This window comes from Streptomyces sp. Tek67B01 (genome assembly GCF_055231995.1).
Genome location: NZ_JBUYUY010000001.1, coordinates 6,481,726 through 6,505,365 on the forward strand (window position 1 = coordinate 6,481,726; position 23,640 = coordinate 6,505,365).

24 protein-coding genes are annotated in these 23,640 nt (G+C 72.4%); 6 read left to right on the forward strand and 18 right to left on the reverse strand.

The genetic code is table 11. The features are described 5' to 3' along the window. Positions 1-38: 38 nt before the first annotated feature. From ACV7NM_RS29360 to ACV7NM_RS29390, 7 genes are all read right to left on the reverse strand, one after another. A complete protein-coding gene (locus tag ACV7NM_RS29360; RefSeq protein ID WP_463413122.1) occupies positions 39-1,361 on the reverse strand; it encodes a PP2C family protein-serine/threonine phosphatase in 1,323 nt (440 codons plus the stop codon). Further along, the gene (locus tag ACV7NM_RS29365) at positions 1,358-2,356 is read right to left on the reverse strand and encodes a SpoIIE family protein phosphatase (RefSeq protein WP_463413123.1); all 999 of its coding nucleotides are present in this window, start codon (positions 2,354-2,356) and stop codon (positions 1,358-1,360) included. The genes ACV7NM_RS29360 and ACV7NM_RS29365 overlap by 4 nt, the downstream gene beginning before the upstream one ends. 14 nt (positions 2,357-2,370) lie before the next feature. Continuing rightward, complete coding sequence (locus ACV7NM_RS29370; RefSeq protein WP_463413124.1) at positions 2,371-2,838, reverse strand: ATP-binding protein; 468 nt, start codon at positions 2,836-2,838, stop codon at positions 2,371-2,373. After that, entirely contained in the window at positions 2,822-3,226 is a 405-nt protein-coding gene (locus ACV7NM_RS29375) for an STAS domain-containing protein (RefSeq protein ID WP_463413125.1), read from the reverse strand. The genes ACV7NM_RS29370 and ACV7NM_RS29375 overlap by 17 nt, the downstream gene beginning before the upstream one ends. Further along, positions 3,223-4,110: an STAS domain-containing protein gene (locus tag ACV7NM_RS29380; RefSeq protein ID WP_463413126.1), complete on the reverse strand. Its 888-nt coding sequence runs from the start codon at positions 4,108-4,110 to the stop codon at positions 3,223-3,225. The genes ACV7NM_RS29375 and ACV7NM_RS29380 overlap by 4 nt, the downstream gene beginning before the upstream one ends. A gap of 116 nt (positions 4,111-4,226) precedes the next feature. Continuing rightward, the gene (locus tag ACV7NM_RS29385) at positions 4,227-4,508 is read right to left on the reverse strand and encodes a hypothetical protein (protein WP_463413127.1); all 282 of its coding nucleotides are present in this window, start codon (positions 4,506-4,508) and stop codon (positions 4,227-4,229) included. Positions 4,509-4,587: 79 nt separating this feature from the next. Then, on the reverse strand, positions 4,588-4,953 hold the full coding sequence (locus ACV7NM_RS29390; protein WP_463413128.1) for a hypothetical protein: 366 nt from the start codon (positions 4,951-4,953) through the stop codon (positions 4,588-4,590). A gap of 301 nt (positions 4,954-5,254) precedes the next feature. Between ACV7NM_RS29390 and ACV7NM_RS29395 the strand changes: the two genes are divergently transcribed. After that, the gene (locus tag ACV7NM_RS29395) at positions 5,255-5,650 is read left to right on the forward strand and encodes a hypothetical protein (RefSeq protein WP_463413129.1); all 396 of its coding nucleotides are present in this window, start codon (positions 5,255-5,257) and stop codon (positions 5,648-5,650) included. 67 nt (positions 5,651-5,717) lie between these two features. Here ACV7NM_RS29395 and ACV7NM_RS29400 read toward each other — a convergent pair whose 3' ends face one another. From ACV7NM_RS29400 to katG, 3 genes are all read right to left on the reverse strand, one after another. Further along, positions 5,718-6,608, reverse strand: coding sequence for a hypothetical protein (locus tag ACV7NM_RS29400; RefSeq protein WP_463413130.1), 891 nt, complete (start codon positions 6,606-6,608; stop codon positions 5,718-5,720). A 207-nt stretch (positions 6,609-6,815) separates the two neighbouring features. Next, positions 6,816-8,255 carry a hypothetical protein gene (locus ACV7NM_RS29405; RefSeq protein ID WP_463413131.1) on the reverse strand — a complete coding sequence of 480 codons (1,440 nt, stop codon included), beginning with the start codon at positions 8,253-8,255 and terminating at the stop codon, positions 6,816-6,818. A gap of 184 nt (positions 8,256-8,439) precedes the next feature. After that, on the reverse strand, positions 8,440-10,671 hold the full coding sequence (gene katG, locus ACV7NM_RS29410; protein WP_463413132.1) for a catalase/peroxidase HPI: 2,232 nt from the start codon (positions 10,669-10,671) through the stop codon (positions 8,440-8,442). 395 nt (positions 10,672-11,066) lie between these two features. Here katG and ACV7NM_RS29415 point away from each other — a divergent pair, with 395 nt between their 5' ends. The 3 genes from ACV7NM_RS29415 to ACV7NM_RS29425 all read left to right on the forward strand — a co-directional run bounded on the left by ACV7NM_RS29415 (position 11,067) and on the right by ACV7NM_RS29425 (position 13,563). Further along, positions 11,067-11,477, forward strand: a complete 411-nt coding sequence (locus ACV7NM_RS29415; RefSeq protein ID WP_463413133.1) for a Fur family transcriptional regulator — start codon at positions 11,067-11,069, stop codon at positions 11,475-11,477. 578 nt (positions 11,478-12,055) lie between these two features. Beyond that, positions 12,056-12,547: a hemerythrin domain-containing protein gene (locus ACV7NM_RS29420; protein ID WP_463413134.1), complete on the forward strand. Its 492-nt coding sequence runs from the start codon at positions 12,056-12,058 to the stop codon at positions 12,545-12,547. Next, on the forward strand, positions 12,544-13,563 hold the full coding sequence (locus tag ACV7NM_RS29425) for a cation diffusion facilitator family transporter (RefSeq protein ID WP_463413135.1): 1,020 nt from the start codon (positions 12,544-12,546) through the stop codon (positions 13,561-13,563). The genes ACV7NM_RS29420 and ACV7NM_RS29425 overlap by 4 nt, the downstream gene beginning before the upstream one ends. Before the next feature lie 57 nt (positions 13,564-13,620). Here the strand turns inward: ACV7NM_RS29425 and ACV7NM_RS29430 are convergent, their stop codons facing one another. Both ACV7NM_RS29430 and ACV7NM_RS29435 read right to left on the reverse strand, forming a co-directional pair. Further along, the gene (locus tag ACV7NM_RS29430) at positions 13,621-14,109 is read right to left on the reverse strand and encodes a hypothetical protein (protein WP_463413136.1); all 489 of its coding nucleotides are present in this window, start codon (positions 14,107-14,109) and stop codon (positions 13,621-13,623) included. Positions 14,110-14,254: 145 nt separating this feature from the next. Next, positions 14,255-14,659, reverse strand: a complete 405-nt coding sequence (locus ACV7NM_RS29435; RefSeq protein ID WP_463413137.1) for a VOC family protein — start codon at positions 14,657-14,659, stop codon at positions 14,255-14,257. A 251-nt stretch (positions 14,660-14,910) separates the two neighbouring features. Here ACV7NM_RS29435 and ACV7NM_RS29440 point away from each other — a divergent pair, with 251 nt between their 5' ends. Both ACV7NM_RS29440 and ACV7NM_RS29445 read left to right on the forward strand, forming a co-directional pair. After that, positions 14,911-16,416 carry a cellulose binding domain-containing protein gene (locus tag ACV7NM_RS29440; RefSeq protein ID WP_463413138.1) on the forward strand — a complete coding sequence of 502 codons (1,506 nt, stop codon included), beginning with the start codon at positions 14,911-14,913 and terminating at the stop codon, positions 16,414-16,416. A 150-nt stretch (positions 16,417-16,566) separates the two neighbouring features. Beyond that, complete coding sequence (locus tag ACV7NM_RS29445) at positions 16,567-16,788, forward strand: hypothetical protein (RefSeq protein ID WP_463413139.1); 222 nt, start codon at positions 16,567-16,569, stop codon at positions 16,786-16,788. Positions 16,789-16,850: 62 nt separating this feature from the next. Here the strand turns inward: ACV7NM_RS29445 and ACV7NM_RS29450 are convergent, their stop codons facing one another. From ACV7NM_RS29450 to ACV7NM_RS29475, 6 genes are all read right to left on the reverse strand, one after another. Then, positions 16,851-18,068, reverse strand: coding sequence for a phospholipase D-like domain-containing protein (locus ACV7NM_RS29450; protein ID WP_463413140.1), 1,218 nt, complete (start codon positions 18,066-18,068; stop codon positions 16,851-16,853). Between the two features lie 143 nt (positions 18,069-18,211). Then, a complete protein-coding gene (locus ACV7NM_RS29455; RefSeq protein WP_463413141.1) occupies positions 18,212-19,483 on the reverse strand; it encodes an ATP-grasp domain-containing protein in 1,272 nt (423 codons plus the stop codon). Next, the gene (locus ACV7NM_RS29460) at positions 19,480-20,796 is read right to left on the reverse strand and encodes an ATP-grasp domain-containing protein (RefSeq protein ID WP_463413142.1); all 1,317 of its coding nucleotides are present in this window, start codon (positions 20,794-20,796) and stop codon (positions 19,480-19,482) included. Before ACV7NM_RS29460 ends, ACV7NM_RS29455 begins: the two co-directional genes overlap by 4 nt. Beyond that, complete coding sequence (locus tag ACV7NM_RS29465; protein ID WP_463413143.1) at positions 20,793-22,088, reverse strand: ATP-grasp domain-containing protein; 1,296 nt, start codon at positions 22,086-22,088, stop codon at positions 20,793-20,795. Before ACV7NM_RS29465 ends, ACV7NM_RS29460 begins: the two co-directional genes overlap by 4 nt. Beyond that, positions 22,085-23,458, reverse strand: a complete 1,374-nt coding sequence (locus tag ACV7NM_RS29470; protein ID WP_463413144.1) for an MFS transporter — start codon at positions 23,456-23,458, stop codon at positions 22,085-22,087. The genes ACV7NM_RS29465 and ACV7NM_RS29470 overlap by 4 nt, the downstream gene beginning before the upstream one ends. Beyond that, the gene (locus ACV7NM_RS29475) at positions 23,455-23,619 is read right to left on the reverse strand and encodes a hypothetical protein (RefSeq protein WP_463413145.1); all 165 of its coding nucleotides are present in this window, start codon (positions 23,617-23,619) and stop codon (positions 23,455-23,457) included. Before ACV7NM_RS29475 ends, ACV7NM_RS29470 begins: the two co-directional genes overlap by 4 nt. Between the last annotated feature and the right edge of the window lie 21 nt (positions 23,620-23,640).

Sequence of the window (23,640 nt, forward strand, 5' to 3'; positions counted from 1 at the left end):
GATGGCAAGGGGAAGCTGTGCGGCATCGCACCACTCTCTCATCCGATTGACCGTTTGTCAGCCCGCCTGGTTTGCGGCGGCAGGCGGCGAACGCCCCTCGTCCGGGCTGCGGTCACCGGGACCCGCGCGGTGATCCGCATGGCGAGGGCGAGCGTGTCGTCGGCGTGCAGGACGACGGTGTGCATCTCGCCGGCCACGGCGTCGGGGATCTCCGCTATTGCGCGGTGGGCGTGCTGCTCGACGGCCTTCACGAGCCGGGATTCCCCCTCGATCAGGTCCCTGCGGCTCTCGGTGAGGCCGTCGGTGTACAGCAGGAGCAGGTCACCCGGCTCCATGCGGTCGCGCAGGACCGCGTCGCTGCCGGGGGAGGGGAAGCCGATGCCCCGGCCGGTCGCTTCAAGGAACTCCGGTGCCCTGCCCTCCCGTGCGAGCAGTGGGGGAGGGTGACTGCCGCTGGCCACTTGGAGCTCCCCGGTGGCGGGGTCGAGCCGGACCAGGAGCACCGTGGCCATCAGGTCCGCGTTGAAGGGCATGAGGAGGTGGTGGGTGCGGGCGAGGAGGGAGTGCAGGGGGTGCCCCTCCAGGGCCAGGGTGCGGACCGCGTGGGTGACGGTGACCGCGCCGCGGGTGCTTCGTACGCCGTGGCCCAGCGCGTCGACCACGGTGACGTGCACCGTCCCGTCCGGGAGGGTGAACCAGTCGTAGAGGTCCCCGCCGGTCGGGGCGGCCGGGTCGGCGGGTGCGTAGTGCACGGCCAGCTCCAGGCCGTCGACCTTCGGCGGCGGGGGACGTAGTGCGTCCTCCAGCTCCCGCAGCACCCGGCCGTGCGCCTTCCGCAACTGCTCGTCGCGCTCGTCCAGTTGCACGTAGAGGGCGAGGACGCCCGCGTTGGTCTCCGCCAGTTCGTGTTTGAGCAGGCGGTGGTCGGCGGTGAGGGAGTCCGCCCGGGCGAGGGCGGCGCGGAGTTCCTCGTCGGCCTCGCGCACCCGGAGCGGCAGGGACGCCGACGACCGCGCCGGCGCGAGGGCCTCCTCGCGCCGTCCGGTGTCCCGGTCGGTCAGGGCGATGTGCCAGGTGACCGAGTTCGCCGACGTGACGTGCGCGGTCAGCGGGATGTCGGCGCCGCGCAGCGGCCCGGCCGCGCGCGGAGCGGTCAGCGTGACGTTCAGCTGGGGTGCCCCTTGCGTGCCGTCGCACACGGTGGTCAGCGTGACGGGGTGCCCGGCCTCCAACTCGGGGGAGGCCAGGTCCGTCACGGACAGCACCAGCCGGCCCCGCACGTCCGCGGGCAGCCCGTAACGGTGGGCGAGGTCGCGCACCTCCTCGCGGAGCACCATCAGGTCGCGAAAGAGCCGGCTCATGACGGACGGTCGGGAGCTCTGGCCACCAGCACGGTGGCGTCGTCGCGGGTGAGGTGGTAGCCGTGCGCGACCGTCGCGGCGAGCAGCGGGGCGGGCAGACGCAGCAGGTGATCGGGCGGGGTGTGCGCCCATCGCAGATCGATGCCGTCGGTGTGCAGCGCGGTGGTGGTCGCCCCGGTCAGGGGGACGCGGTGCGCGCGCGGGGCCGGCATCCGCCAGCCGACCACGCCCGGCTGACCGGTGAGCCGATGGTGCGCCCCGTCGGGGGAGAGGGCCACCAGGCGGACGTTGCCGATCCCGCAGTACTCGGCCTCCCCGGCGCGCAGCCGAAGGAGCGCCACCGCGGCTCCGCGAGTGTGCCGCAGCGCCCGGTGCAGGACCGTCATGACCTCCGGGAGGGCGCCCTCGGCGGCGCCGCGGAAGGAACGCACGGCTGCCTGGGCGGCCTCCGCCGCCTCCTGGCCGTGCCCGAGACCGTCGACGACGAGCGCGGTGCGCACGTCGTCGACGTCGTGCACGGCGGCGGCGTCCCCGCATTCCTCCTGGTTGGCGGCCGGCAGACAGACCAGCCCCACCGGCTGCCGGGCCGCCTCGCGCTGCCGGGGCAGGGCCAGTCGGGCACAGACCACCGTGCCGGTGTCGGCCCGCGAACTGATGGCGAGCTCCGTCGCGATGCGTCCGACCGCGCCCAGCCCGGCGCCGAGCGTCCCCGTGGTGGTGTAGCCGTCGGCCAGGCAGCGCGCGACCTCCGCCATGCCCGGGCCCCGGTCCGCGGCCAGGACTTCCACTCCGCCGCCCAGCGGCAACGGCTGGATGTAGAGCACTCCGTCGCGGGCGTGCTTGTCGATGTTGCCTGCCAGCTCCGACGCGACCACGGCCGCCTGGTCGGGCAGCGCGCCGGGCAGCGCGCACTCCTTCGCCACCGCGCGCGCGGTCTCGGCCGCGAGGTGCACCGCGCTGTAGTGGTCGATCCGGACCTGACGCGTCGGCGCCACGGGGGCCGGGAGCATCAGCGCCGCCAACGGGTGGTGATGACCGTCGTGCCCTCGCCCGGTGTGCTGCGGACCTCGAAGTCGTCCATCAGCCGGCGCGCGCCGCCCAGGCCGTGGCCGAGGCCGACGCCGGTGCTGTAGCCGTCGGCCAGCGCGGCTTCCACGTCGGGGATGCCCGGTCCGCGGTCACGGATGGTCAGGCGGAGCCCCGTACGGCCCTCCGCTTGGGCGGTATCGACCAGGAGGTCTCCGCCGCCGCCGTGGATGTAGGCGTTGCGCGCCAGTTCGCTGGCCGCGGTGATCACCCGCGTCTGGTCGATGATGGAGAAGCCGGCGGCCACGGCGGCGAACCGTACGGCGTGGCGGACCGCCAGCAGGTCGTCTTCCGTGGCCAGGGAGAGCCGGACGGGTTCGTTGTCGCGGACGGCCACCCGCGCCGTGTCGGGATCACCCACCGTACGGTTGCCGTCAGCCAGCGGCGTCATGCGGCGCCCCTTCCGGCTGAGGGGCCCGGACCCAGCCCAGCGCTGCCATGCCCTGCTCGGCGTGCAGCGCGGTTTCGACGCCGGTCAGCTCCAGCCCCAGCTCCACGAGGGTGATGGCCACCGGAGGACGCATGCCGGCCACGATGACGCGGGCGCCCAACAACCGGGCCATCCCGGTGAGTTCCATCAGGTTGCGGGCAACGAACGAGTCGATGATCTCCAGGCGGGAGATGTCGATGAGGACACCGCGCGCCCGGTCGGCGGAGATCCGCTCGGTGAGTTCCCGCGCGAAGGCCACGGCCGACTTGTCGTCCAGCTCGTTGAGCAGCCCGGTGACCAGTACGTCCCCCAGGCGCAGGATCGGGACGGCGGAGGAGGGGGCGCTCATCGGGCGACCGGGGCGCGGGGCGCCGGCGCGGAACCGCCGGTGATCTTCATCGCCTCGGACAGGGCCTCGGCGAGGGTCGCCCGGGTCAGGATGTCGGACAAGTCGATGCCCAGTTGCGCGATGGTCTGCGCGATCGTCGGGCGGATACCGCTGATGACGCAGTCCGCGCCCATCAACCGCACCGCCCGTACCGTCTGCATGAGGTGCTGGGCGACCGCGGTGTCCACCGTCGGCACACCGGTGATGTCTATGATCGCCACCTGCGCGTCCTCGTCCTGGATGGCCTGGAGCAGGTTCTCCATCACCACCTGGGTGCGCGCGGTGTCCAGGGTGCCGATCAAAGGTACGGCCACCACCTGCCGCCACAGGCGCACGACGGGCGTGGAGACCTCCAGCAACTGACGGCTCTGTCGCCGGATGATGTCCTCCCGCCCCTCGACGTACGTTGCGAAGGACAACGCGCCGGCCGCGTCGAGCAGCCGGTCGATCAGCACGGCCGCCGCGAAGAGCCGGCCGACGTCGTCCACGGTCTCCCGGAGCATCTCCAGCAGGACGTCCTTCAGGGCCAGCACCGACATCGCGGTGGCGGTCGGAGCCGCCCCGGCCCGCGCCCTGCGCATGGACAATTCCCGTACGGCCTCCCGTAGTTCGCGGTGCTGGTTGACCAGCTGGTCGAGCGGCAGAGTGGTGTCGAGACCGGTCAGCAGCGCGGAGGACAGCGTGTCGGCCTCGTAGCGCAGCTCGCGCTCGCTGTTGGCCGGTTCCATCGGGGCGCGCTGCATCTGGAGCAGAACCCAGCGATCAGCTATGTCGTCCGCCCGTCCCTTCAGCGACTCCACCACGAGTTGGCGGACATCGGCGGCACCGGCCGAACTGCTGATCACGCGGGTCTCCCTTCACTGTGCCCGACGCCGAGACTTAACGCATGGCAATGGTTGTCCGATGACAAATATACGCACCGGGGCGGCGCCGCGTCCCGCCGCGCCGCACGACGGGCCGGTCAGCGGGGGTGGGGCGGGCGGGAGGCGTGGCCGCACACGGCGGAGACGGTGCTCACCACGCCTATCCACGCGGTCACCGCCGCCCACGCCATGGCGGTCGAACCGCTGACGGCGCCCGCCACCAGAAGCACCAGGCACGCGCCCAGGAGCACGGCGGCCAGGGCGCGGTTCAGCGGCGGCCGGCCGGGTGCTGCGGCCGGCCGATCCGTGTGCGGCCGCGGTTCGGGTCGGGCGCGCCACGCCCCGAACTCGTGCGTGGACAGTTTCCCCCGTGCTGACATGAGCGCCTCCAGATGGCGGGTGTCGCCCCAGAGGGGCGTAGGTGCGGTGGTCCGGGTGCCCGGCCTTCGGGTGGGTGCCTCAGAGGCGGCCGCCGGTCAGGCGGGAGAGCGGGCCTCGGCGCCGCAGTCCCGCCCGGCGACCGGCCGCGTAGCAGGCGGCGGCGAGGACCGCCGTGCCGCCGGCGGCGCCGGCCGTGACGCCCTTGCGGGCGCGCAGGGTCGTCCGGAGCCATCCGGTGTGCCCGACGGTGCCCCGCAGCGCGCGCGCCGCCGCGCGCGTCTTCTCCGCGAGGGGCGCGGGCAGCAGGGTCGGCGCGTCCGTCCCCGCGCTCGAGCCCGAATCCGTACCCGCGCCGGCGGCCCGCTGCTTGGCCGGGGCCGTCCCGTTGACGTGGGAACCGCGCGATGCGGTCTTGGGATCGGGGGTTTCCTCGTGTGCGCTCATGCACCGCGTGTGACCCCATCCGCGCGACTTAAGCCGACGGATTTCGGCCGACTGCCGCGTCATGGCCGACTTCGCGTCGAGGGCGCACCGGCCGCCACTGCGCGCCGGTCGCCGAGCGCCGGCGCTCGCCTCCATGCGGCGCGCGGGCCCCGTGCCGGTGATCGCCCCGGGTGGCCGGCGCCGGGTGGCGACAAGGGTGAAGACGTATCCATCATGACAGGTCAGAGGGCGTTTTCGTAGGACCGAGCGCACATCCGATTGCCCTTGTTCGACCACCTGTGCGGCATTCAGAATCGCCGTCATGAGCGAATCGGTGAACATCAATCACGACGCGGTACTGCGAGCACGAGTGGCCCTCCTCGGGTCGAAAAAGCCTTCCGTCGCACAGCGGGTCGCCGCCTACCGAGTGCTCGTCCGAGTGAGCCCCTTGGCCTATCTGCCCCTTCTGGCGGTCGCGTTGGGGAAGTACGGCCGCCGCGACTTCACCGACCGGCCGGACACCGCCCTGGCCCTTCTGGCGGAATCCGTATCGGCGGCCCGCCGCATGTACGAGCTGGAACCCGCCCGATCCGACCTGCTCGTCGACGCGTTGCTCGGCTACCGCCGACAACTGGCGTTCATGGGGCGCCAGTCGGAGTTGCCGGCGGTGGACGAGCAGATCGACCTCGTCCGTCGGGGGGCGGGCGGCGCCGGGTGACCGGCGCGGGCCGGACGGCGCCGCGGCCCTACGGGGTACGGGAGCGGCGCCGATCGACAGGAGGGCCCTACGGAGTCGTCGTCCCCGCCTCGGCGGTGTCCGCGTCCTCGTGCGGCAGGACGATGTCCAGCGGGTCCATCACGGGGTGGCCGACGGGTTCCGGCGGGGGAGCCGGCGCCGTTTCCTCGGACCGGTAGAGCAGCGCCATGCCCGCGAGGGCGGCGCCGAAGCCCGCCAGGAGGACCGCGAAGCCCGTGGGCCACGGCAGCAGGCCGCCGACGGCGCCGCTCAGGGGGGACAGTCCCGTCATGGCCGCCAGGGCGTGCACCGCCAGGATCGCCAGGCCGGTCAGGGTCGCGGCGGCCCACACCCTGGTGCGGTCCCGCACCACCAGGCAGACGGCGAGTGCCGCGCACACCGCCGCGACGCCCAGCAGCAGCCAGGTTCCCGCGCCGCCGTCGGACAGCAGGCGCGACGGATGCCGGGGCAGGTACAGGAGCGCGGATGCGACCAGAACTGCCACGGTGGGCCACCGCAGTCCCCGGCCCGGCGCCCCGGGAGGCCGCGGGGAACGGCGTCGTACGGCCTTCCTGGGGCGGTCCGCACGTGTCCCGCGCCGCTGCGTCGGCTCGTCCCGCACTATTCGTTCGGGCTGCGGCGCGGACTCCTCCTCGTTGCTCAGGAGGAGCGCGAGGGAGACGACGTCCTCGACGGGGCGGCTGACGGCGGCGGCGCGCAGCGCCTCGTTGGCGGCGTCGGGGACCTGGCCGGACTGCCGCAGCAGCGTCACCAGGTCCGCGACCTCTTCCAGGGGGCGGCAGGCGACCGCCGTCTGCAACAGCATGCGCAGGCCGTCGTCGCCGGTGGCGGTGGCGGTGACCGGAGTGTCACCGGGGCCGGCGCCCGCTTCCGCCGACGGCTCCTCGTCCCCGGCCTGGGGTGGGGGGTAGTCACTCATAGAACGCTCCGTCCGGGTTGACCGTCGCGTGACGACCGCGCACGGCTGGGGACCGTGCGGCCCCCACGACGTGAGGAGATGTCCACTCGCCGTCACGATGCAGCACATCGGCAGACCCCACCATGCGGAGCAAGCAAACGAGTGCAGCCGCCGGCCCGGCTTGCGCCGCGCGACGTTCCGTGAGACCGGCCGGGGCGGGCGCGGTGGCTAGCGGGCGGACTTGCCGCCGGTGAGCGGCCACTCGCGGTTGAGGGTGCCGAGCGGGATGCGGCGTTCGAGGACCGGGGTGCCGAACAGGGACAGCTGGAGGTGCAGCTGTCCACTGAGGTCGAAGCCGCCGTAGAGCGCCCAGGCACCGCTCACGGCGGTCTTGCCGTCCGTGGACGCGGACGCCTTGCCGTCCGCCTCGCCGCGCAGGTAGGGGGCGAAGTCCGCCGAGACGCCCACGGCCCCGTACAGGCCGACGGCAGCCTCGGCACCGAGGGCCCCCTTGACCCGACCCGCGGCGTTGACCTCCGCCTTCACGGGGGAACTGTGGACGTTCGACGTGCTGACCGGGGTCCAGCCCTTGCCCGTCGCGTAGCTGCCGCCGACCCGGAAGTCACCCTTGACGTCCTGGCGCACGTCGAGGGAGACGTGTCCGTCGGCCTCCACCTGTACGTAGCAGGTCAGGTCGAGGTTGACGACGACCGGTACGGGGCCCACCTGGATGACCGGGGCGCTGTGCAGCTTGGCGAACGGGACGCGCTTGGGGCTGCCGGTGTTGGCTGCGGCGTGGCCCTTGAGGCTCCACTGCGAGGACCAGTCGCCGCTCATGCCGAGGAAGGCCGAACGGGGTCCGGAGCCGCCCGATCCGTCGTACGCGAACTCGACCGTGGGGGCGAGCTGGACGAAGCCGGAGACCGAGGCGCCGGCCGAGACGGGGGCGTCGGGCGCGGTGTCGATCGGGGCGTCGAGGTCGAGGCGTAGATTGCCCAGGGGCAGCTTCGCGCCCTCGGGTCCGAACCGGGCCCCCTGGCTCTTCGCCCAGGAGAGGGTCACGCCCTTCATCAGGGGCTCCACCGTGACGGCGGCCGGGTCGACGGGGACCTTCCCGTCCGCCTTGTCGTCGCCCAGTGCGGAGGACAGGGGGGTGGCGGCCGTTGTGACCTCGGTGCCGCGATCGGTCGTCCTGCCGACTTCGGTGACCTTGGCGAGGAGGCCGTTGGGGGCGCCCGGCGCCGGTGCGCCGGCGATGACGTCGCCTACGGCGACCGGCTTGTCGGGAGCGGGGGAGGGGACCGGGGAGTGGTCCGGGGAGCGACCGGGCGAACGATCGCGGGAGGGAGCCGGTATGGGAATGTCGCCCTTCGGGGGCGGGGCGATGACGGCCCGTCGCGTCGCCGGGTCGTAGGAGGCGATCTTGAGCGACGATCTCACCGGCGCCCCCTTGCCGGCGCCTTCGGCGCGCGTGACCGCGGTGGTCGTGACGGCGTCCTGCGGGGCCGGCGTGACGTCGAGGCGTTGGGCACCGTCGGCAACGGGACTTACCGGGACGGGACTTGCGGCGTCCACCGATGCGGTGTGTCCGGTCGAGGAGCAGCCGGTGGCGGTGAGCGCCAAGGTGGCGAGGCCGGGGAGCAGGACGCGTATGGCGAGCTTGCGCACGTACGTGAGGACCTTCTGGTAGGACGAGTCGCGTTACTGGCAAGTAACGTGAGCCCAATCATGCCAGGGCCGCCCACTCCACCGGCGACAACCAGCCACTCCTGCACGCCGGTTGGGCTCGCACCGCCGAGCGGCGCGGACACGCGTCAGGGCCGGCCCCCGAAGGGCCGGCCCTGACGTCGGATCAGACGAGGTCGAACCGGTCCAGGTTCATGACCTTGCCCCACGCGGCGACGAAGTCCTTGACGAACTTCTCCTTCGCGTCATCGCTCGCGTAGACCTCGGCGAGCGCCCGCAGCTCCGAGTTGGAACCGAAGACGAGGTCGGCGCGGCTGCCCGTCCACTTGACCTCGCCCGTGGCGGCGTCGCGACCCTCGAAGGTGGTCGCGTCCTGGGACGTGGCCGTCCAAGTGGTGCCCAGGTCGAGCAGGTTGACGAAGAAGTCGTTCGTCAGGTTGCCGGGTGTCGTGGTGAGCACGCCGAGCGACGACTGCCGGTGGTTGGCTCCCAGCACGCGCAGACCGCCGACCAGGGCGGTCATCTCGGGAGCGCTCAGGTTCAGCAGGTTCGCCCTGTCGAGGAGCAGGTACTCGGCCGGAAGCCGGTTGCCCTTGCCGAGGTAGTTGCGGAACCCGTCGGCGGCGGGCTCCAGCGCGGCGAACGACTCGACGTCGGTCTGCTCCTGCGTGGCGTCCACCCGACCGGGGGTGAAGGGCACCCGGACGTCGAAGCCGGCGTCCCGGGCGGCCTTCTCGACGCCCGCGGCCCCCGCGAGGACGATCAGGTCGGCGAGCGAGATCCGCTTGCCGCCGGCCTGCGCGGCGTTGAAGGACTCCTGGATGCCCGTCAGCGTGCGCAGTACCGTCGCCAGCTGGTCGGGCTCGTTGACCTCCCAACCGCTCTGCGGCTGGAGGCGGATGCGCGCGCCGTTGGCGCCGCCGCGCTTGTCGCTGCCGCGGAAGGACGAGGCCGACGCCCACGCGGTGGAGACGAGCTCGGACACGGACAGCTCCGAGGCGAGGACCTGCTCCTTGAGGGACGCGATGTCCGCCGCGTCGACGAGCTCGTGCGTCAGCTCGGGCAGCGGGTCCTGCCAGAGCAGCGTCTCCGACGGGACCTCCGGGCCGAGGTAGCGCACCTTGGGGCCCATGTCACGGTGGGTCAGCTTGAACCAGGCGCGGGCGAACGCGTCGGCGAACTGGTCCGGGTTCTCCAGGAAACGGCGGGAGATCTGCTCGTAGGCCGGGTCGAAGCGGAGCGAGAGGTCGGTCGTCAGCATCGTCGGCGCGTGGCTCTTCGACGCGTCGTGGGCGTCGGGCACGGTACCGGCCCCGGCACCCTCCTTCGGCCGCCACTGGTGCGCCCCGGCGGGGCTCTTGAAGAGCTCCCACTCGTAGCCGAACAGGATCTCGAAGAAGCTGTTGTCCCAGGTGGTCGGGGTGTCGGTCCAGATGCCCTCGAGGCCGCTGGTGATGGCGTCGCCGCCCTTGCCGGTGCCGAGGCTGTTGCTCCAGCCCAGGCCCTGCGCCTCCAGCGGGGCGGCCTCCGGGTCGGCGCCGACGTGGTCGGCCGGCCCGGCGCCGTGGGTCTTGCCGAACGTGTGGCCACCCGCGATCAGGGCGACGGTCTCCTCGTCGTTCATTGCCATCCGGCGGAACGTCTCACGGATGTCGCGGGCCGCGGCGAGCGGGTCCGGGTTTCCGTTGGGGCCCTCGGGGTTGACGTAGATCAGGCCCATCTGGACCGCGCCGAGCGGGCTCTCCAGGTCCCGGTCGCCCGTGTAGCGCTCGTCGCCGAGCCAGGTGGTCTCCGGACCCCAGTACACGTCCTCGTCGGGCTCCCAGACGTCCGCGCGACCACCGGCGAAGCCGAAGGTCTCGAAGCCCATCGACTCAAGGGCGACGTTGCCGGTGAGGATCAGGAGGTCGGCCCAGGAAATGCTCTGGCCGTACTTCTTCTTGACGGGCCACAGCAGGCGACGGGCCTTGTCGAGGTTGCCGTTGTCCGGCCAGCTGTTGAGCGGGGCGAAGCGCTGCTGCCCTGCTCCGGCGCCGCCGCGGCCGTCGCTGATGCGGTAGGTGCCCGCGCTGTGCCAGGCCATGCGGACCATCAGGGGGCCGTAGTGTCCGAAGTCGGCGGGCCACCAGTCCTGCGAGGTCGTCAACACCTCGGCGATGTCACGCTTCACGGCGGGGAGGTCGAGGGACGCGAAGGCCTCGGCGTAATCGAAGTCCTCGCCGAGGGGGTTGGCGACGGCGGGGTTCTTGGCAAGGATCTTCAGGTTGAGCCGTTCCGGCCACCACTGGCGGTTTCCGCCGCCCTGGGTGGGGTGCGGGGCGCGCTCGTGAGCGACGGGACAGCCGCCTTGGCCCTCCGTCTTGGCGTCTACGACGATTGCATCATGGTTCTCAGACATGGGAATCCTTCCGGACCAGGCGGATCATGGTGCTCGGTTCTGCATGCGGTCGATCAAACGGGGCACAGGCCCCCAGTAGATGCCCTCGGCCTCGTGGGTCGCATCGACGCCGAGGTGGTCACCGTCCCGGACGGTCTCCGGCAGCGGGACGCGGGGCCGCCGCCGCGCGCACGTCGGCGCCGCGCGGTACCCCGGCGGTGGCCGCTCACGTCTTCGTCTCCTGCCGCTGTGGAATCCTTCGTGTCCCTTGGCTGCCAACGCAACCGATCCTACGATGGACGGAATCCAAGTCAAGAAGCACACCAAGCCCGTATCCAATCGGATTCCGCGCGTGCGCGAGTGGATTTCGAGCGGTCCCGCCGGACCGGAAGACCGGACCAGAAGGGCGAGCCGATATGAGTGACCTGCTGGAGCGGCTGCGAGGGCGTGGCTGGCGAATGACCGCCCAGCGGCGGGTGGTTGCGGAGGTAATGGACGGCGACCACGTCCACCTCACGGCCGACGAGGTGCACGCCCGCGCGGTACGGCTGCTGCCGGAGATCTCACGGGCCACCGTCTACAACGCCCTGGGCGAACTCGTCTCGCTCGGCGAGGTCGTGGAGGTCTCCACCGACGGCCGCGCGAAGCGCTACGACCCCAACGCCCGCCACCCGCACCACCACTTGGTCTGTTCCGGCTGCGGCCTCATCCGAGACGTCCATCCGGCCGGCGACCCGCTCCACGACCTCCCGGCCGACGAGCGGTTCGGTTTCACGGTCTCGGGGGTCGACGTCACCTACCGCGGACTCTGCCCCTCCTGTACCTAGCCGCTGTCCGGAACCCCCCCGCGCCACCGCTCGCCCCTCGTGACCGGCGGCGCCAGGGGCGGCGTACCGCAGGGCGGTCAGTCGCGCGCGGTGCCGACATGGGACGCCCCCCGGCCGAGCGGCGCGCGGTGGAGGCGACGCCGTTCCGCCTGGTGGTCGACGGCGCGTCGGAGGCCTCCCGCCAGCCGAACTCGGCCGGCCGCACGACACCGGCCGCCATCCCGTGGGGCAAGGCAGGGCGCGCCGGATGGCCGAGCGGACGGCCAGGGCGGCCCTTCGACACCGATCCGTGGGTGCACGAGCCGTTCCCCGACGCGGTGAACGCGCGCCGGCGGTCCGCCGACCCGAAGAACGCGCCTTTTGGCCGGCGGGCCGCCCGCGCCCGGCGTGGAGAGCGTCGGCGCCACTGGCCTCGCCCCGGTCGTGATGTCCGCCCACGGTGCCACGTTTGAATTCGCCGGCAGCGAGCACCACCGAAGGTGACCAACCGGAGGCAGGCGGCCGCGCCCGTCGGACGGCAGGGAGCCGGGCGCCCCCTCCGTTCGGGCGGGACGGCGCGAAGCGAGCAGGAGTGGACCATGGCTGTGGAACAGGACGTCGTCGCGGTGATCCTTGAGGACCACCGGCGCATGGAGGACCTCTTCCGTCGGATGCGGAGCGTGGAAGCGGACCGGGCGGCGGCCCTGCGCGAGTTCGCCGCGCTGCTCATCGCACACGGCGAGGCCGAGGAAGCCGAGGTCTACGGCGCTCTCAAGCGGTTCAAGGGGGTCGACGACGAGGAGGTGGAGCACGGCAGCGAAGAGCACGCCGAGGGGAACGAAGCGCTGCTGGCGCTGCTGGAAGTGTCCGAAGTCGGTTCGGACGAGTGGGACGCGCGCCTGGAGGAACTGGCGAAGGCGGTGTCCCACCACATCGACGAGGAGGAGCGGACGATCCTCAACGGAGCCAGGGAGAGCGTGCCCGACGACCGACGCGCCGAGCTGGCCGTCGCGTTCCTGCGCGAACGCGAGCGCCAGTTGGCCGCCGACTGCGGCAGTGTCGAGAACGTACGGGCCGTGGTACGCGGATGACCGCGGAGGGGGGCACGCGGACGAAGGGGCCCGGGCGCCCGGAGGGGAGGGCCGGCGGGCAGGACGGCGAGACCCGGCTCACCGTGTGGGTGGCGCTCGCGGCCAACCTCGCCATCTGCGTGGCCAAAGCCATCGGCGGCGTCATCGCCGGCTCGCCCGCCCTGCTCTCGGAGGCGGCGCACTCCGTGGCCGACTCCATCAACGAGGTCTTCCTGCTGGCGTCGGTCAAGCGCAGCAGGCGTCCCGCCGACACCCGGCACCCGTTCGGCTACGGCAAGGAGCGCTTCTTCTGGTCGCTGCTCGCCGCCGTCGGCATCTTCGTCACCGGCGGCTGCTTCTCCGTCTTCCAGGGCGTGGAGGCGTTTCGCTCCGGCGGCGGCGAATCCCACAGCGGGTACGTGATCGGCCTGATCGTGCTCTTCGTGGCGCTCCTCGCCGAGAGCGTCTCGCTGCTGCGGGCCGTGCTCCAAGTACGCCGCGCGGCACGGGCGTCCGGACGCGGCGTGGCCGCGGAGGTACGCGCCGGACGCGATCCCGCCCTGCGCACGGTCCTGGCGGAGGACAGCACGGCCTGCTTGGGCGTCATCCTCGCCATGGCGGGCATGGCGCTGCACATGGCGACGGGTGAGGTGGCCTACGAGGCGGGTGCCTCCGTCCTCATCGGCTTCCTGCTCGTGTACGTCGCCTACGTGCTCGGCAAGCAGGCCCGGACCCAGCTGATCGGCGAGGCGGTCGACGCCGGCCTCCAGGGCGAGATCCGCGCGCTGCTCGAAGGCCAGGCGGAGGTCGACACGGTGACCTCCCTGCTGACGATGCGTCTCGGGCCCGACTCGGCGCTCCTGGCCGCCGGCATAGACCTGACGGCCGGCTACGACAGCGAGACCGTCGAGGACGCCATGGTCCGCATTCGGACCGACCTCCAGGAACGGTGGCCCGAACTGGACCAGGTGTTCCTCGACGTCACGGACGCGGCGGCCCATCGCACGGGGGCACGCCTGCCCCACCCGCAAGGCTGACGCGCCCCTGACGAGCCCGGGCCGCCCCGGGAAGCCGGGGCACCCGGGGCACCGTGGTCAGTAGACCAGCTTGAGCGTCACGTCCTTGGAGGCCGGGGCCGGCGCGGCGTGCGTGTAGAGGAGCCGGATGGTGGTGAAGCGCCGCACACCGGGGCGATCGGGCCACGGTTCCGGCTTGCTGAGGGTCACGGTCACGGGGTACGCGTGGAAACGGCCGGCCGCGCAGTAGGGGCGGCAGTCGTTGACCATGTCGGTCCCGGTGGCCGTCGCGACCCGCGGCCCCCAGGTCTCCCAGTGGAGCCGGACGAGGTTGTTGTTGCCGTCACCGCAGGCCAGCAGGTATTCGTCCGGGCGTACCTGGGCCTTGGAGAAGCAGTCGACGACAACCACCGGCTCGGCCGGCGGATCGCTCGTCGCCGTGGGGGCCGTCCGTGCGGAGGCGGGAACGGTGGTCGCCGCGAGGGCCGCCGCCACACACAGCAGACCGGCCGTCCGTACTCCGGTCCGGGGCGCGCGCGCCCGCCGGCTGTCTCCTGAACCGTCCACGAGGCCTCCTCGCCCGTCCGTCTTCGTCGCCGGTCGCCGCCCTGCCAGCTTCCCCCATATGGCCGGAGGCCGCATCCGGGTGGCGGCCCGGTCGGTACCCGGACCGGACCCCGCCCCACGGATCTGGGGTCAGGTGACCAGGGGGTCACGGGATCGCCACGAGCTCGACCTCGAAGCCGTCCTCGTTCTCCAGGTAGGCCGCGTAATGCCCCGTACCGCCGGCGTGCGGGTGTCGGTCGCCGAACATCAGACGCCAGCCGTGCCGCTCGGCCTCGGTCGCCAGCGCCTCCACCGCGGCGGCGTCCTCGACGTGGAACGCCAGGTGGTTCAGCCCGGGGCGGCGACGGTCGTGGTGGACGGAAGTGAGCGCCGGTGACTCCTCGAAGACGAGGTAGACCGCCCCGAGCCGCCAGCTCCGTCCGTTGCTCCAGCTCTGGAACCGTGTGTACCCCAGTGCCTCCAGCAGCCAGCCGAAGGCGCCCACCGCGCGGTCGAGGTCGGGCACCCAGATCTCGACGTGGTGCAGCGCGCCGTGCGTCGGGTGGCTCACCCGGCCCCGCCCGCCCCCGGACCACCCGTCCCCTTGCCGGGGACGGCCCGTTCGATGTCGCTACCAAGCGCGGTCGTCATGGCCCCGATCCTGCCGGCCGGCACCGACGGTCGGGTCATTAACCGGCCCCGATCTCTTCCTTAAGGCCGCCTCAAGGTCTGCGAGCGGGGGAGGGAACCGCACGTTTGTCCGTTTCTCGGTCGCTAGCGTGCTGCTCGATCCCTCATCCCCCAGGCAGAAGCAGGTCCCCCATGGCTGGCAATTCCCATCGCCGCACCACGAGCACCAAGGCGAAGGCGGCAGCGGCCCTGACCGTCGCGGCGGCCGTCGGCGTCACCGCCGTCGTCCTGACCAGTACCGCCCAAGCGGCTTCGGTGGGGGCGACGTTCACCAAGTCCGGCAGCTGGACCACCGGCTACACCGGGCAGTACGTCATCACCAACCGGACGGGGGCCGCGCTGAGGGACTGGACCCTCGAATTCGACCTTCCGGCCGGCACGACCCTGGCCTCCCTCTGGAACGGCGAACAGACCGTCAACGACCGGCACGTCACGGTCAAGCCGCCCCGCTGGGACACCGCCGGACTCGCCCCGGGCGCCTCCCTGACCGTCGGGTTCGTCACCTCCGCGACCGGCAGCGCAGGCAACCCCACGGGCTGCCTCATCAACAAGGAGAAGTGCTCCACCAGCACCGGCCCCGCACCCACCCCCAGCGGCCGGCCGACCACGCGCCCCACCGCCGCGCCGACACCGGCCCCGTCCACCGAACCCACGGCCCACCCGACGGTCGACCCCACGACGAAACCCACCGCGCCGACCCCCTCCAAGCCGGCCCCCACCGGCGGCACGAGCGGCGGGAGCGCCGGCTCCGCCGGATTCGCGCCGTACGTGGACACCTCCCTCTACCCGTCCTACGACCTCCTCGACACCGCCGCGCAGACCGGCGTCAAGGAGTTCAACCTCGCCTTCGTCACCTCCGGCGGCGGCTGTACCCCGCTGTGGGGCGGGACCACCGCGCTCGGCGCCGACCGCGTCGCCTCCCAGCTCCCGGCCCTGCGCGCCAAGGGCGGCGACGTACGCGTGTCGTTCGGCGGCGCAGCCGGCTCCGAGTTGGCCCTGGCCTGCGACTCCGCCACCGGCCTCGCCGCCGCCTACGGCAAGGTCGTCGACGCGTACGGGCTGACGAAGGTCGACTTCGACATCGAGGGCGCCGCCCTGCCCGACACCGCCGCGAACACCCGCAGGGCGCAGGCCGTCGCACAGCTCCAGAAGAGCCACCCCGGACTCGACGTCTCCTTCACCCTCCCGGTGATGCCCGAGGGGCTGACGCAGCCGGGCCTCGACCTGCTCGCCAACGCCCGGAACAACGGGGTGGCGATCTCCTCGGTCAACATCATGGCCATGGACTACGGTCCCGCGTACGCCGCGGACATGGGCGGACACGCGATCCAGGCGGCGACCGCCACCCAGGCGCAGATCAAGGCGGTCCTCGGCCTTTCGGACGGCGCGGCGTGGAAGGCGGTGGCCGTGACGCCGATGATCGGTGTCAACGATGTCGCCACCGAGGTCTTCACGGTCGAGGACGCCACTCGGTTGGCGGCCTTCGCCCGCTCCAAGGGCATCGGCCGGCTCGCGATGTGGTCCGGCGCCCGCGACCGGCAGTGCGCCGGCGGTGCCAAGAACTACGCCGACCCGACCTGCTCCTCTATCGTCCAGGCGCCGCTCGCCTTCACGAAGGCGTTCGCCGCGCACGGCTGATCCCAGGACCGGGCGAGCCGTTCCACCGGGTCGCCCGGGCCCGGCGCGGTGGCGGGCCCCTTTCGACCCGCTTGGTACGCACGCGACCGGGTAGGCGGGGTTACGCCCACCGACGCGTTCGCCGGCCGGTGGAGAGGAAAGGATGCGACCATGACCGATCGTGAACGGAACGAGCCGTCTCGCACCACGCCGTCCCACGCACCGGGTGAGGCCGGTGACGAGGAAGCACGACGGGAAGCCGAGCGCGCCGAGCGCGGCTCCCGGGAAGAGGTCGCGGACGGCGGGCCGGGGGAGGGAGCCGACGCCCCGAACCACGACGCACAGCGCCGCTCCGGCGACCGGGCGCGGGGCGGGGACGCCGACCGGGACTGACGACCGGCCCCGGAGCGTGCCGCACCACCGGGCCCCTCCTCTTCCCGCCAGGGGAGCCGGCCTCAGAGGTAGCGGCGGATGGGGACCACCGCGGCCTCCCGAGCGCGCTGCGCGAGTGAGCGGTTCTTCCACCTGGCGGGGCGGACCGGGTCGCTGACCTTGAGGTCGGTGTCGTAGTGCGCGTCGAGGACCGCGGTGAACTCCCTGGCCATGACGGCGAGCATGACCTCCTCGTCGTGGTCGAGGGAGCGCCTGTTGAAGTTGGTCGAGCCGATCAACGACACCACGCCGTCCATGGTGATGACCTTCGCGTGCATCATGGTCGGCTGGTACTCGAAGATCTCCACCCCGGCCGCGGTCAGCGCCTCGTAGTGGCGCTGACCCGCCAGTCGGCACACCCGCTTGTCGGTGTGGGGACCGGGCAGCAGGATCTGGACCTCCACCCCGCGGCGCGCCGTCGCGCACAGCAGGTCGACGAAGTACGTGTCAGGAGCGAAGTACGCGGTCGCCAGCCGCACCCGCTCCTCGGCCGACTCCAGGATCACCCGGATCAGGGTCTGCATGTCCTGCCAGCCGAAGCTGGCCGATCCCCGTACGACCTGCACGATCGCGTCGCCCGCCGGCTCGTGGCCGACGAAGCGGTCCCGCTCGTCGAAGAGCTCCTTATGGCACTCCGCCCAGTTCTGGGCGAACGCGGCGGCGATGCCGTCGACCGCCGGGCCCCGCACCTCGACGTGCGTGTCACGCCACTCCCGTTCGTTGCGCGCGTCGCCGCACCACTCCTCCGCGATGCCCACACCGCCGGTGAAGGCGGTCCGCTCGTCCACCACCAGCACCTTGCGGTGGCAGCGGTGGTTCTGCTTGAGCGGGGAGAGGTAGAGCGGTTTGCGGAACCAGGCGACCTGGACTCCGGCGGCGCCCATCTCCTCCAGGAGCTCGGGTTCTATGAGGCGGCTGCCGAACCCGTCCAGCAGCAGCCGCACCCGCAGGCCGGCGCGTGCGCGGTCGGCCAGCGCCCCGGCGAACCGGCGGGCGATGTCCCCGCGCCAGTAGACGAACGTCATCATGTCGACGGTGTGGCGGGCCTCCTCGATCGAGGAGAGCATCGCCGCGAATATCTCGTCGCCGTTGCGCAGCGGAAGCACGCTGTTGCCCTCGGTCGCGGCGATGCCGATGAGCCGCTCCAGACGCCGACGTATACGGGAGATCCGCTCGTCCCCGTCGGGGGCCGCGACAGGCTTGGCCGTAGCGCAGGGGGCCGAAGGCGTTCCGCTGGTCATACAAGCACTCCTCGATCGGTCCCATGCGACCCCGGACCCTATCGAACCGTGCGACGCGGGTGAGCCACCGGCCCCGACCAGGGGCGCCCGGCTCGTCGGCCGGCCGCCCACCCCTCTCCGCCCCCGCGATCTCCCCGCGAGGGTCAGTCGATCACGATCTCCGACTCGAAACGCGCGCCCAACGCCCGCAGCCGCTTCTCGCACTCCTCCCGCGTCGCCGCCGAGAGGACCGCCGCGGCAAGGAAGTCCGAGGACAGGGCCGCCTCGGCGAGGACCTCGCCCGGCTCCGCGAAGACGCCGTAGAACTCCACCCACGGCTCCTCGGGTGTGGTCGGGATGCCGCGCACCGTGCCCGGTCGCTTCATCATCAGGACCTGACCCGCCATCCTGACCGGCTCCAACCGCCCGACCGCCCCGTCCGGGCGTCCCTCCGCGAGCCGCTCCAGGGCCGGCAGCCGCAGACCCGTGTGCGCCCGCGACGCCAGCTCCACCGGGTGCACGCCGAAGACGGCCGTCAGCACCTCGCGGATGCGCGCGCCCGCCGGCCGGGCCGCGACCTCGCAGACCACCAACCGGTCGTCGGGCGTGTGGAACACCTCCGCGTGGAAGGCGAAGTCGGCCGGTCCGCCGAGCGCCGCGAGCGCCTGTTCCGCCAGCTCCAGCAGCCTCGGTGTCAGCGGGTCGGAGGGGTCCAGGGTGAGGTCCACCCGGGCACCGCTGTCGGCCTGGAAGGACGACAGCTCGTACTGGTACTGGGAGGGCCAGGCCATCACCGTGCGGCCGCCCGCGACCACCCCGTCCACATGGCACATCCGGCCCGGGACGTACGCCTCCAACAGCAGGTCCTCGCGGGGCCCCGCGTCGGGCGCGAAGACCTCGGCCAGGTGCCGCTCCAGTTCCTCGCCGGTCCGTACGATCCGCAGACCGATCGAGCCGAAGCCGTCGCGCGCCTTGAAGACGAGCGGCAGGCCGTGCGCCTCGGCGAAGGCCCGCGCCTCGTCCGCCGTCCCCGGCAGGGCGTGCGGGGCGACGGCGATGCCCGCCGCCGCGAGCTCGCGCTTCATCAGGACCTTGTCCCGGAAGGGCATGACGTCCGCGGGCAGTTGGCCGGGCAGAGCGAACTTCTCGCGCAGGGCCGCGGCCCGGATGAGGTCCGCCTCGTGGTGCGCGATGACGTGCGTGACCCCGTACTCCTGGACCAGGTCCCCGGCGAGCCGGTCGACCAGGTCCTCGTCGTCGAACGAGTCGATGATCTCCAGGTGGCGGTAGCCGCCGGGCCCGTCCGGGACCTGCTCGCGGCCCCCGAGGATCTTGTCCCGGGCGGCGATCATCACCACGCCGCCGTCGAGCTCCGCCAGCCACCGGTCGTACGGGAAGGGCTCCAGCGGGAACCGGTGCAGGACGAGCGCCGTCACGCCGCCACCTCCATTTCCCGTGTGGCGAACGCGGTCGCCGGGGCCACGTCGATGCGGATCTGCGAGGTCAGCCGTTCGCACAGGGCGATCGCGGCGTCGGTGTCGGCCGCCGTCACAGCGGCGAAGCCGAGCCGATCCCAGTTGTCCCGCAGCGGGCGGACTTCGTCGCCGGGACGTACGGAGACCTCCACGGCCAGCACGTCCGGCCGGGCCGCTACCTCCTCCACACCGGACACCGCCGTGACCGTTCCGGGATCGCGCAGGACGAAGCGCGTGCAGGCGCCGGCGCGGGCCATCGGGGGTTCGGGCAACTCCTCCACCAGGCCCAGCGGCCAGGCGACCCCGTACCAGAGCAGGTCGATCCCGAAGGCGGCCTCGACCAGTTCGTTGATGTGGCCGCCGCCCACCCGGTTGTGGGACTCGATGACGACGGGCCCGCGCGAGGTCAGGCGCAACTCCGTGTGGCTCGGCCCGTCGGTGATGCCCATCGTGTCGAGGAAGTCCGCGACCGCGGTGGTGACCTGGTCGTACGCCTGTGGCGTGAGCCGGGCGGGCAGGGCGTGCCCCAGCTCCGCGAAGTGCGTGTCGTCGACGAGCTTCTCGGTCACCGCGACCACCACGTGACGACCGTCGAAGCTGAAGCCCTCCACACTGAACTCGGGGCCGTCGAGGTAGGACTCCATCAGGAACTCGCGGACCGTGAACAGGGTCGAGCCGCGGTCGGTGCGCCGGCCGCGCAGTTCCTCGATCCGCTCCCAAGCCGCGTCCAGGTCGGCGGCGCCGCCGACCCGGATCAGGCCGAAGCTCGCGGTCGCGTCCGTCGGCTTGACGATGAACGGGAAGCCCGCCTTGAGGGCGAAGGCCTCCAGTGACGCACGGTCGGTGACCCGGTCCCAGTGGATGGAGAGCCGGCCGTGCTCCGCGAGGTGCCGGCGCATCAGGTACTTGTCGCGCATCCGGCGGCTCACCTCGGGCCGGGTGCCCGGGAAGCCGAAGTGGTCGTTCAGCCGGGCCGCCATGTCGAGACCGCCCTCGGTGAGCGAGACGATCACGTCGAACCCCCAGACCTCGCGGGCCGCCTCGGCCAGCGGCCGGACGGTGTCCCAGTCGGTGTAGTCGACCATCAGCAGCACGTCGGCCAGCCCGGTCTGGAAGGGGTTGATCTTGTCGGGGTGCTGGAGCATCACCACGCGGACGCCCAGGGCCTTCGCGCGTTCGAGGTGCTGGTCGGTTCCGCCGACCAACAGCATGGTCCGCTCGGCTGCGGGGCTCGCGGGTGGGGCGGCTGCGGTCGTCGCGGTCCTCGCGCTCATGACTGGGTTTCCTTCGTGCCGGAGGTACTGGGTGTGCCGGAGGTGCCGGAGGTGTTGGGGGGTGTGCTGGTGGTGTCGGCGGTGATCGTGGTGCGCAGCGTGGCGAAGGCCGCGTCGATCCGCTCGGCCGCCTCGACGGGGCTCGGGGCGTCGACGACGGCGTAGCCGTGCCGGGTACCGGAGTCGGTGGTGCGCGGCAGGACGTCGCCCGGCCCGTAGGGGAAGTGCACGGCGTGCACGTGCTCCGGGGCGCCCAGCTCCGCCAACCCCTCGACCGACTCCAGGCGCCCGGCGGGCAGCCGGAAGAAGCCGATGGAGGCGTAGCGCCGGGGGGCGGGCGTCCTGATGTCCTCGCCGGCCAGGGCCCGGAAGATCGCCGCTTCCAGGTCGAGTCCGGTGGCCACCTCCACGAGCAGCGGGATCTTGTCGCCGCCGAGGCGGGCCTGCGACTCCACGACGCGCGGCCCGGCCGGGGTGAGGATCACCTCGGTGTGCGCGGGCCCGAACGTGTAGCCGGCCAGGTCGAGCAGGGCGGTGACGGTGGAACGGATCGCCGCGGCGTCGACGGCGGGGAGCGGGGCCGGGTGGACGTGCCCGGTCTCGACGAACCCTGGCGGCCCACTGGTCTGCTTGGCCGTGATCCCGACGATCTCGTGCCTGCCGTCGACGGTCAGGGTCTCGACACTGAACTCGGGTCCCTTCAGGAAGTCCTCGACGATGTACGGGCCTTCGATGCCGGCCGACTTGACCCGGTCGGTCCACTCCGCGAGGTCCGATGCGTCGCGGACGAGCGCGATCCCGCGGCTGCCCGCCGAGTTGGCGGGCTTGACCACGGCCGGAAGCCCGAATTCAGCGAGCAGTGGCTCCACTTCGCCGAGCGTCGCGGCTTCCCGGGCGCGGACCACGGAGACGCCGTTGCGGTTGAGCAGTCGGCGCATCGCGTTCTTGTCGTTGAGCAGCCGGACGGACTCGGCGCTGTTCGGCGACAGGCCCAGGGCCTCGGCCTCGGCGACCACCGGGGCCATGCTGGATTCGCTGCCCAGGTGCAGGACGTGCCGGATGCCGTTCTCCTTCGCCATCCGCGCCACCAGCGCACGCAGGGCGGCCTCGTCCTCGAAGTCGACGAGGGCCAGCTCCTCGGAGTGGGCCGCGACCTCCTCCAGGTAGGCGGCCGACCGGAGCGCCGGGTCCCAGATGGACCAGACCCGGAATCCGGCCTCGACGGCCTTGCGGACGAGCTGCTCGTACGGCATCACCATCAGGAGGCGGCCGGGGGTCGGGGGGTGGGTCATGACGTGGCTCCGTTCCGGGCCGAGGAGACGACCGGTCGGACCGGCTGCGGGTCCGCGTCCCGCTCCGCGGCTGACGTGCTGTTCTCGGGGGTCGTGGCGCTGTGCTCGGGGGTGGCGGCGCCCTGCTCCGCCGCGGCCTGCCGCGCCTCGCGCAGCGGGAGCAGCGAGCGGTAGACGAGGATGGCGCCCAGGCCGAAGGCCGCGTACAGCAGGCTCATGCCGACCGGGGACAGGAAGGCGCCGATGGTCACGCAGAGCGAGCCGATGAGCAGGCCGACGCGGGCGTTGAGACCGTAGGCGGCCAGGTACTTGGTGCGGGCGGCCGGGTCGACCAGGTCGGCGAGCAGCGCCTGCTTGACCGGTACGTTCGCGATCTCGCCCACCGTCAGCAGGACGGCGGCGGCGATCAGCACCCAGCCGCTGTTGCTGACGGCGAGGACCATGTAGCCGGCGGTGAAGACCGCCAGGCCCGCGTAGAGCCGGACCCGGTCGGGCATCCGGCGGAACATGCTGCCGGCGAAGAGCGCGAACACGACGATCAGGGCGGTGTTGACGGCCCGGAGGATGCCGAGCATCGCGACGCCGTTCACCGCGGGGAACCAGCGGTCCAGGCCGGCCAGCGCCTGCTCGGGGAAGTCGTCCGCGAGCCGGACGGCGATGTAGTAGCCGATCTGTACCTCGATGGCCCTGCTGAACGTCGCCGCCGCCAGCAGCCGCAGGAACACCCGGTCCCGGGAGACCGCGAGGTAACCGCGGAGCATGGCCGGGATACCGGCCGCCTGGTCCTTGGCGGACTCCGGGGCGCTCTCCGCGATCCACCACCAGGTGACCAGGGCGGTCGCGGCGGAGAGTACGGCCGCCGCGGTCAGCAGCAGGGTGAAGTGCTCGCCGTAGAAGAAACCGCCGATGAGGGCGCCCGCGGTGAAGGCCAGGTTGATCGACCAGTAGTTGACCGTGTAGACGAAGTTGCGGTTCTCGGGGGTGGAGACGTCGATCATCATCGCCTCGGCGGCCGGGGTGGCGGCGCTCGCGAGGCAGGTGTTGAGCAGGAAGAGGACGAAGGTCACCGCTCCCGACTGCCACCACGGCGAGTTGGCCACGGCCAGCAGTCCGAACGTGAGGGCCGCGCCGATCTCGCCGGCCACCATCAGGGGCCTGCGCCCGTAGACGTCGGCGAGATGGCCGCCGAGGAAGTTGCTGGCGATGCCGGCGGCGGCGACCACCAGGGTGAGCACGCCGGCCGCGGCGGCGCCGTACAAGGCGGCCAGGTGGATGACCATCAGCGGCATCAACATGATGCCGAGGAGCCGTTGGACGAATCCGACGCCCAGCCTCAGTTTGATGTTCGGGTGCAGCTCGCGGAAGTTCATGCTCCGTCTCCCTCACGCGCGGGTCCGCCGAGCGAATCGTCGGCGAGCGGGGTCCCGCCCGGTGCGGTCGCGCTCAGGGCGGTCTGGGTCGTTGTGCGGACGGACTCGGCGCTCGGGGCACGGTCGTTGCCCCGCCACCAGTCGACGGTGGTCACCGGCATGTCGGGTTCCTTTGCGGAGTG

Coding starts and splice junctions, on each gene's coding strand:
- ACV7NM_RS29360 (WP_463413122.1), bottom strand. CDS start 1,361: ATGAGCCGGCTCTTTCGCGACCTGATGGTGCTCCGCGAGGAGGTGCGC.
- ACV7NM_RS29370 (WP_463413124.1), bottom strand. CDS start 2,838: ATGACGCCGCTGGCTGACGGCAACCGTACGGTGGGTGATCCCGACACG.
- ACV7NM_RS29375 (WP_463413125.1), bottom strand. CDS start 3,226: ATGAGCGCCCCCTCCTCCGCCGTCCCGATCCTGCGCCTGGGGGACGTA.
- ACV7NM_RS29385 (WP_463413127.1), bottom strand. CDS start 4,508: ATGTCAGCACGGGGGAAACTGTCCACGCACGAGTTCGGGGCGTGGCGC.
- ACV7NM_RS29390 (WP_463413128.1), bottom strand. CDS start 4,953: ATGAGCGCACACGAGGAAACCCCCGATCCCAAGACCGCATCGCGCGGT.
- ACV7NM_RS29395 (WP_463413129.1), top strand. CDS start 5,255: ATGAGCGAATCGGTGAACATCAATCACGACGCGGTACTGCGAGCACGA.
- ACV7NM_RS29400 (WP_463413130.1), bottom strand. CDS start 6,608: ATGAGTGACTACCCCCCACCCCAGGCCGGGGACGAGGAGCCGTCGGCG.
- katG (WP_463413132.1), bottom strand. CDS start 10,671: ATGTCTGAGAACCATGATGCAATCGTCGTAGACGCCAAGACGGAGGGC.
- ACV7NM_RS29415 (WP_463413133.1), top strand. CDS start 11,067: ATGAGTGACCTGCTGGAGCGGCTGCGAGGGCGTGGCTGGCGAATGACC.
- ACV7NM_RS29420 (WP_463413134.1), top strand. CDS start 12,056: ATGGCTGTGGAACAGGACGTCGTCGCGGTGATCCTTGAGGACCACCGG.
- ACV7NM_RS29425 (WP_463413135.1), top strand. CDS start 12,544: ATGACCGCGGAGGGGGGCACGCGGACGAAGGGGCCCGGGCGCCCGGAG.
- ACV7NM_RS29440 (WP_463413138.1), top strand. CDS start 14,911: ATGGCTGGCAATTCCCATCGCCGCACCACGAGCACCAAGGCGAAGGCG.
- ACV7NM_RS29445 (WP_463413139.1), top strand. CDS start 16,567: ATGACCGATCGTGAACGGAACGAGCCGTCTCGCACCACGCCGTCCCAC.
- ACV7NM_RS29450 (WP_463413140.1), bottom strand. CDS start 18,068: ATGACCAGCGGAACGCCTTCGGCCCCCTGCGCTACGGCCAAGCCTGTC.
- ACV7NM_RS29460 (WP_463413142.1), bottom strand. CDS start 20,796: ATGAGCGCGAGGACCGCGACGACCGCAGCCGCCCCACCCGCGAGCCCC.
- ACV7NM_RS29465 (WP_463413143.1), bottom strand. CDS start 22,088: ATGACCCACCCCCCGACCCCCGGCCGCCTCCTGATGGTGATGCCGTAC.
- ACV7NM_RS29470 (WP_463413144.1), bottom strand. CDS start 23,458: ATGAACTTCCGCGAGCTGCACCCGAACATCAAACTGAGGCTGGGCGTC.
- ACV7NM_RS29475 (WP_463413145.1), bottom strand. CDS start 23,619: ATGCCGGTGACCACCGTCGACTGGTGGCGGGGCAACGACCGTGCCCCG.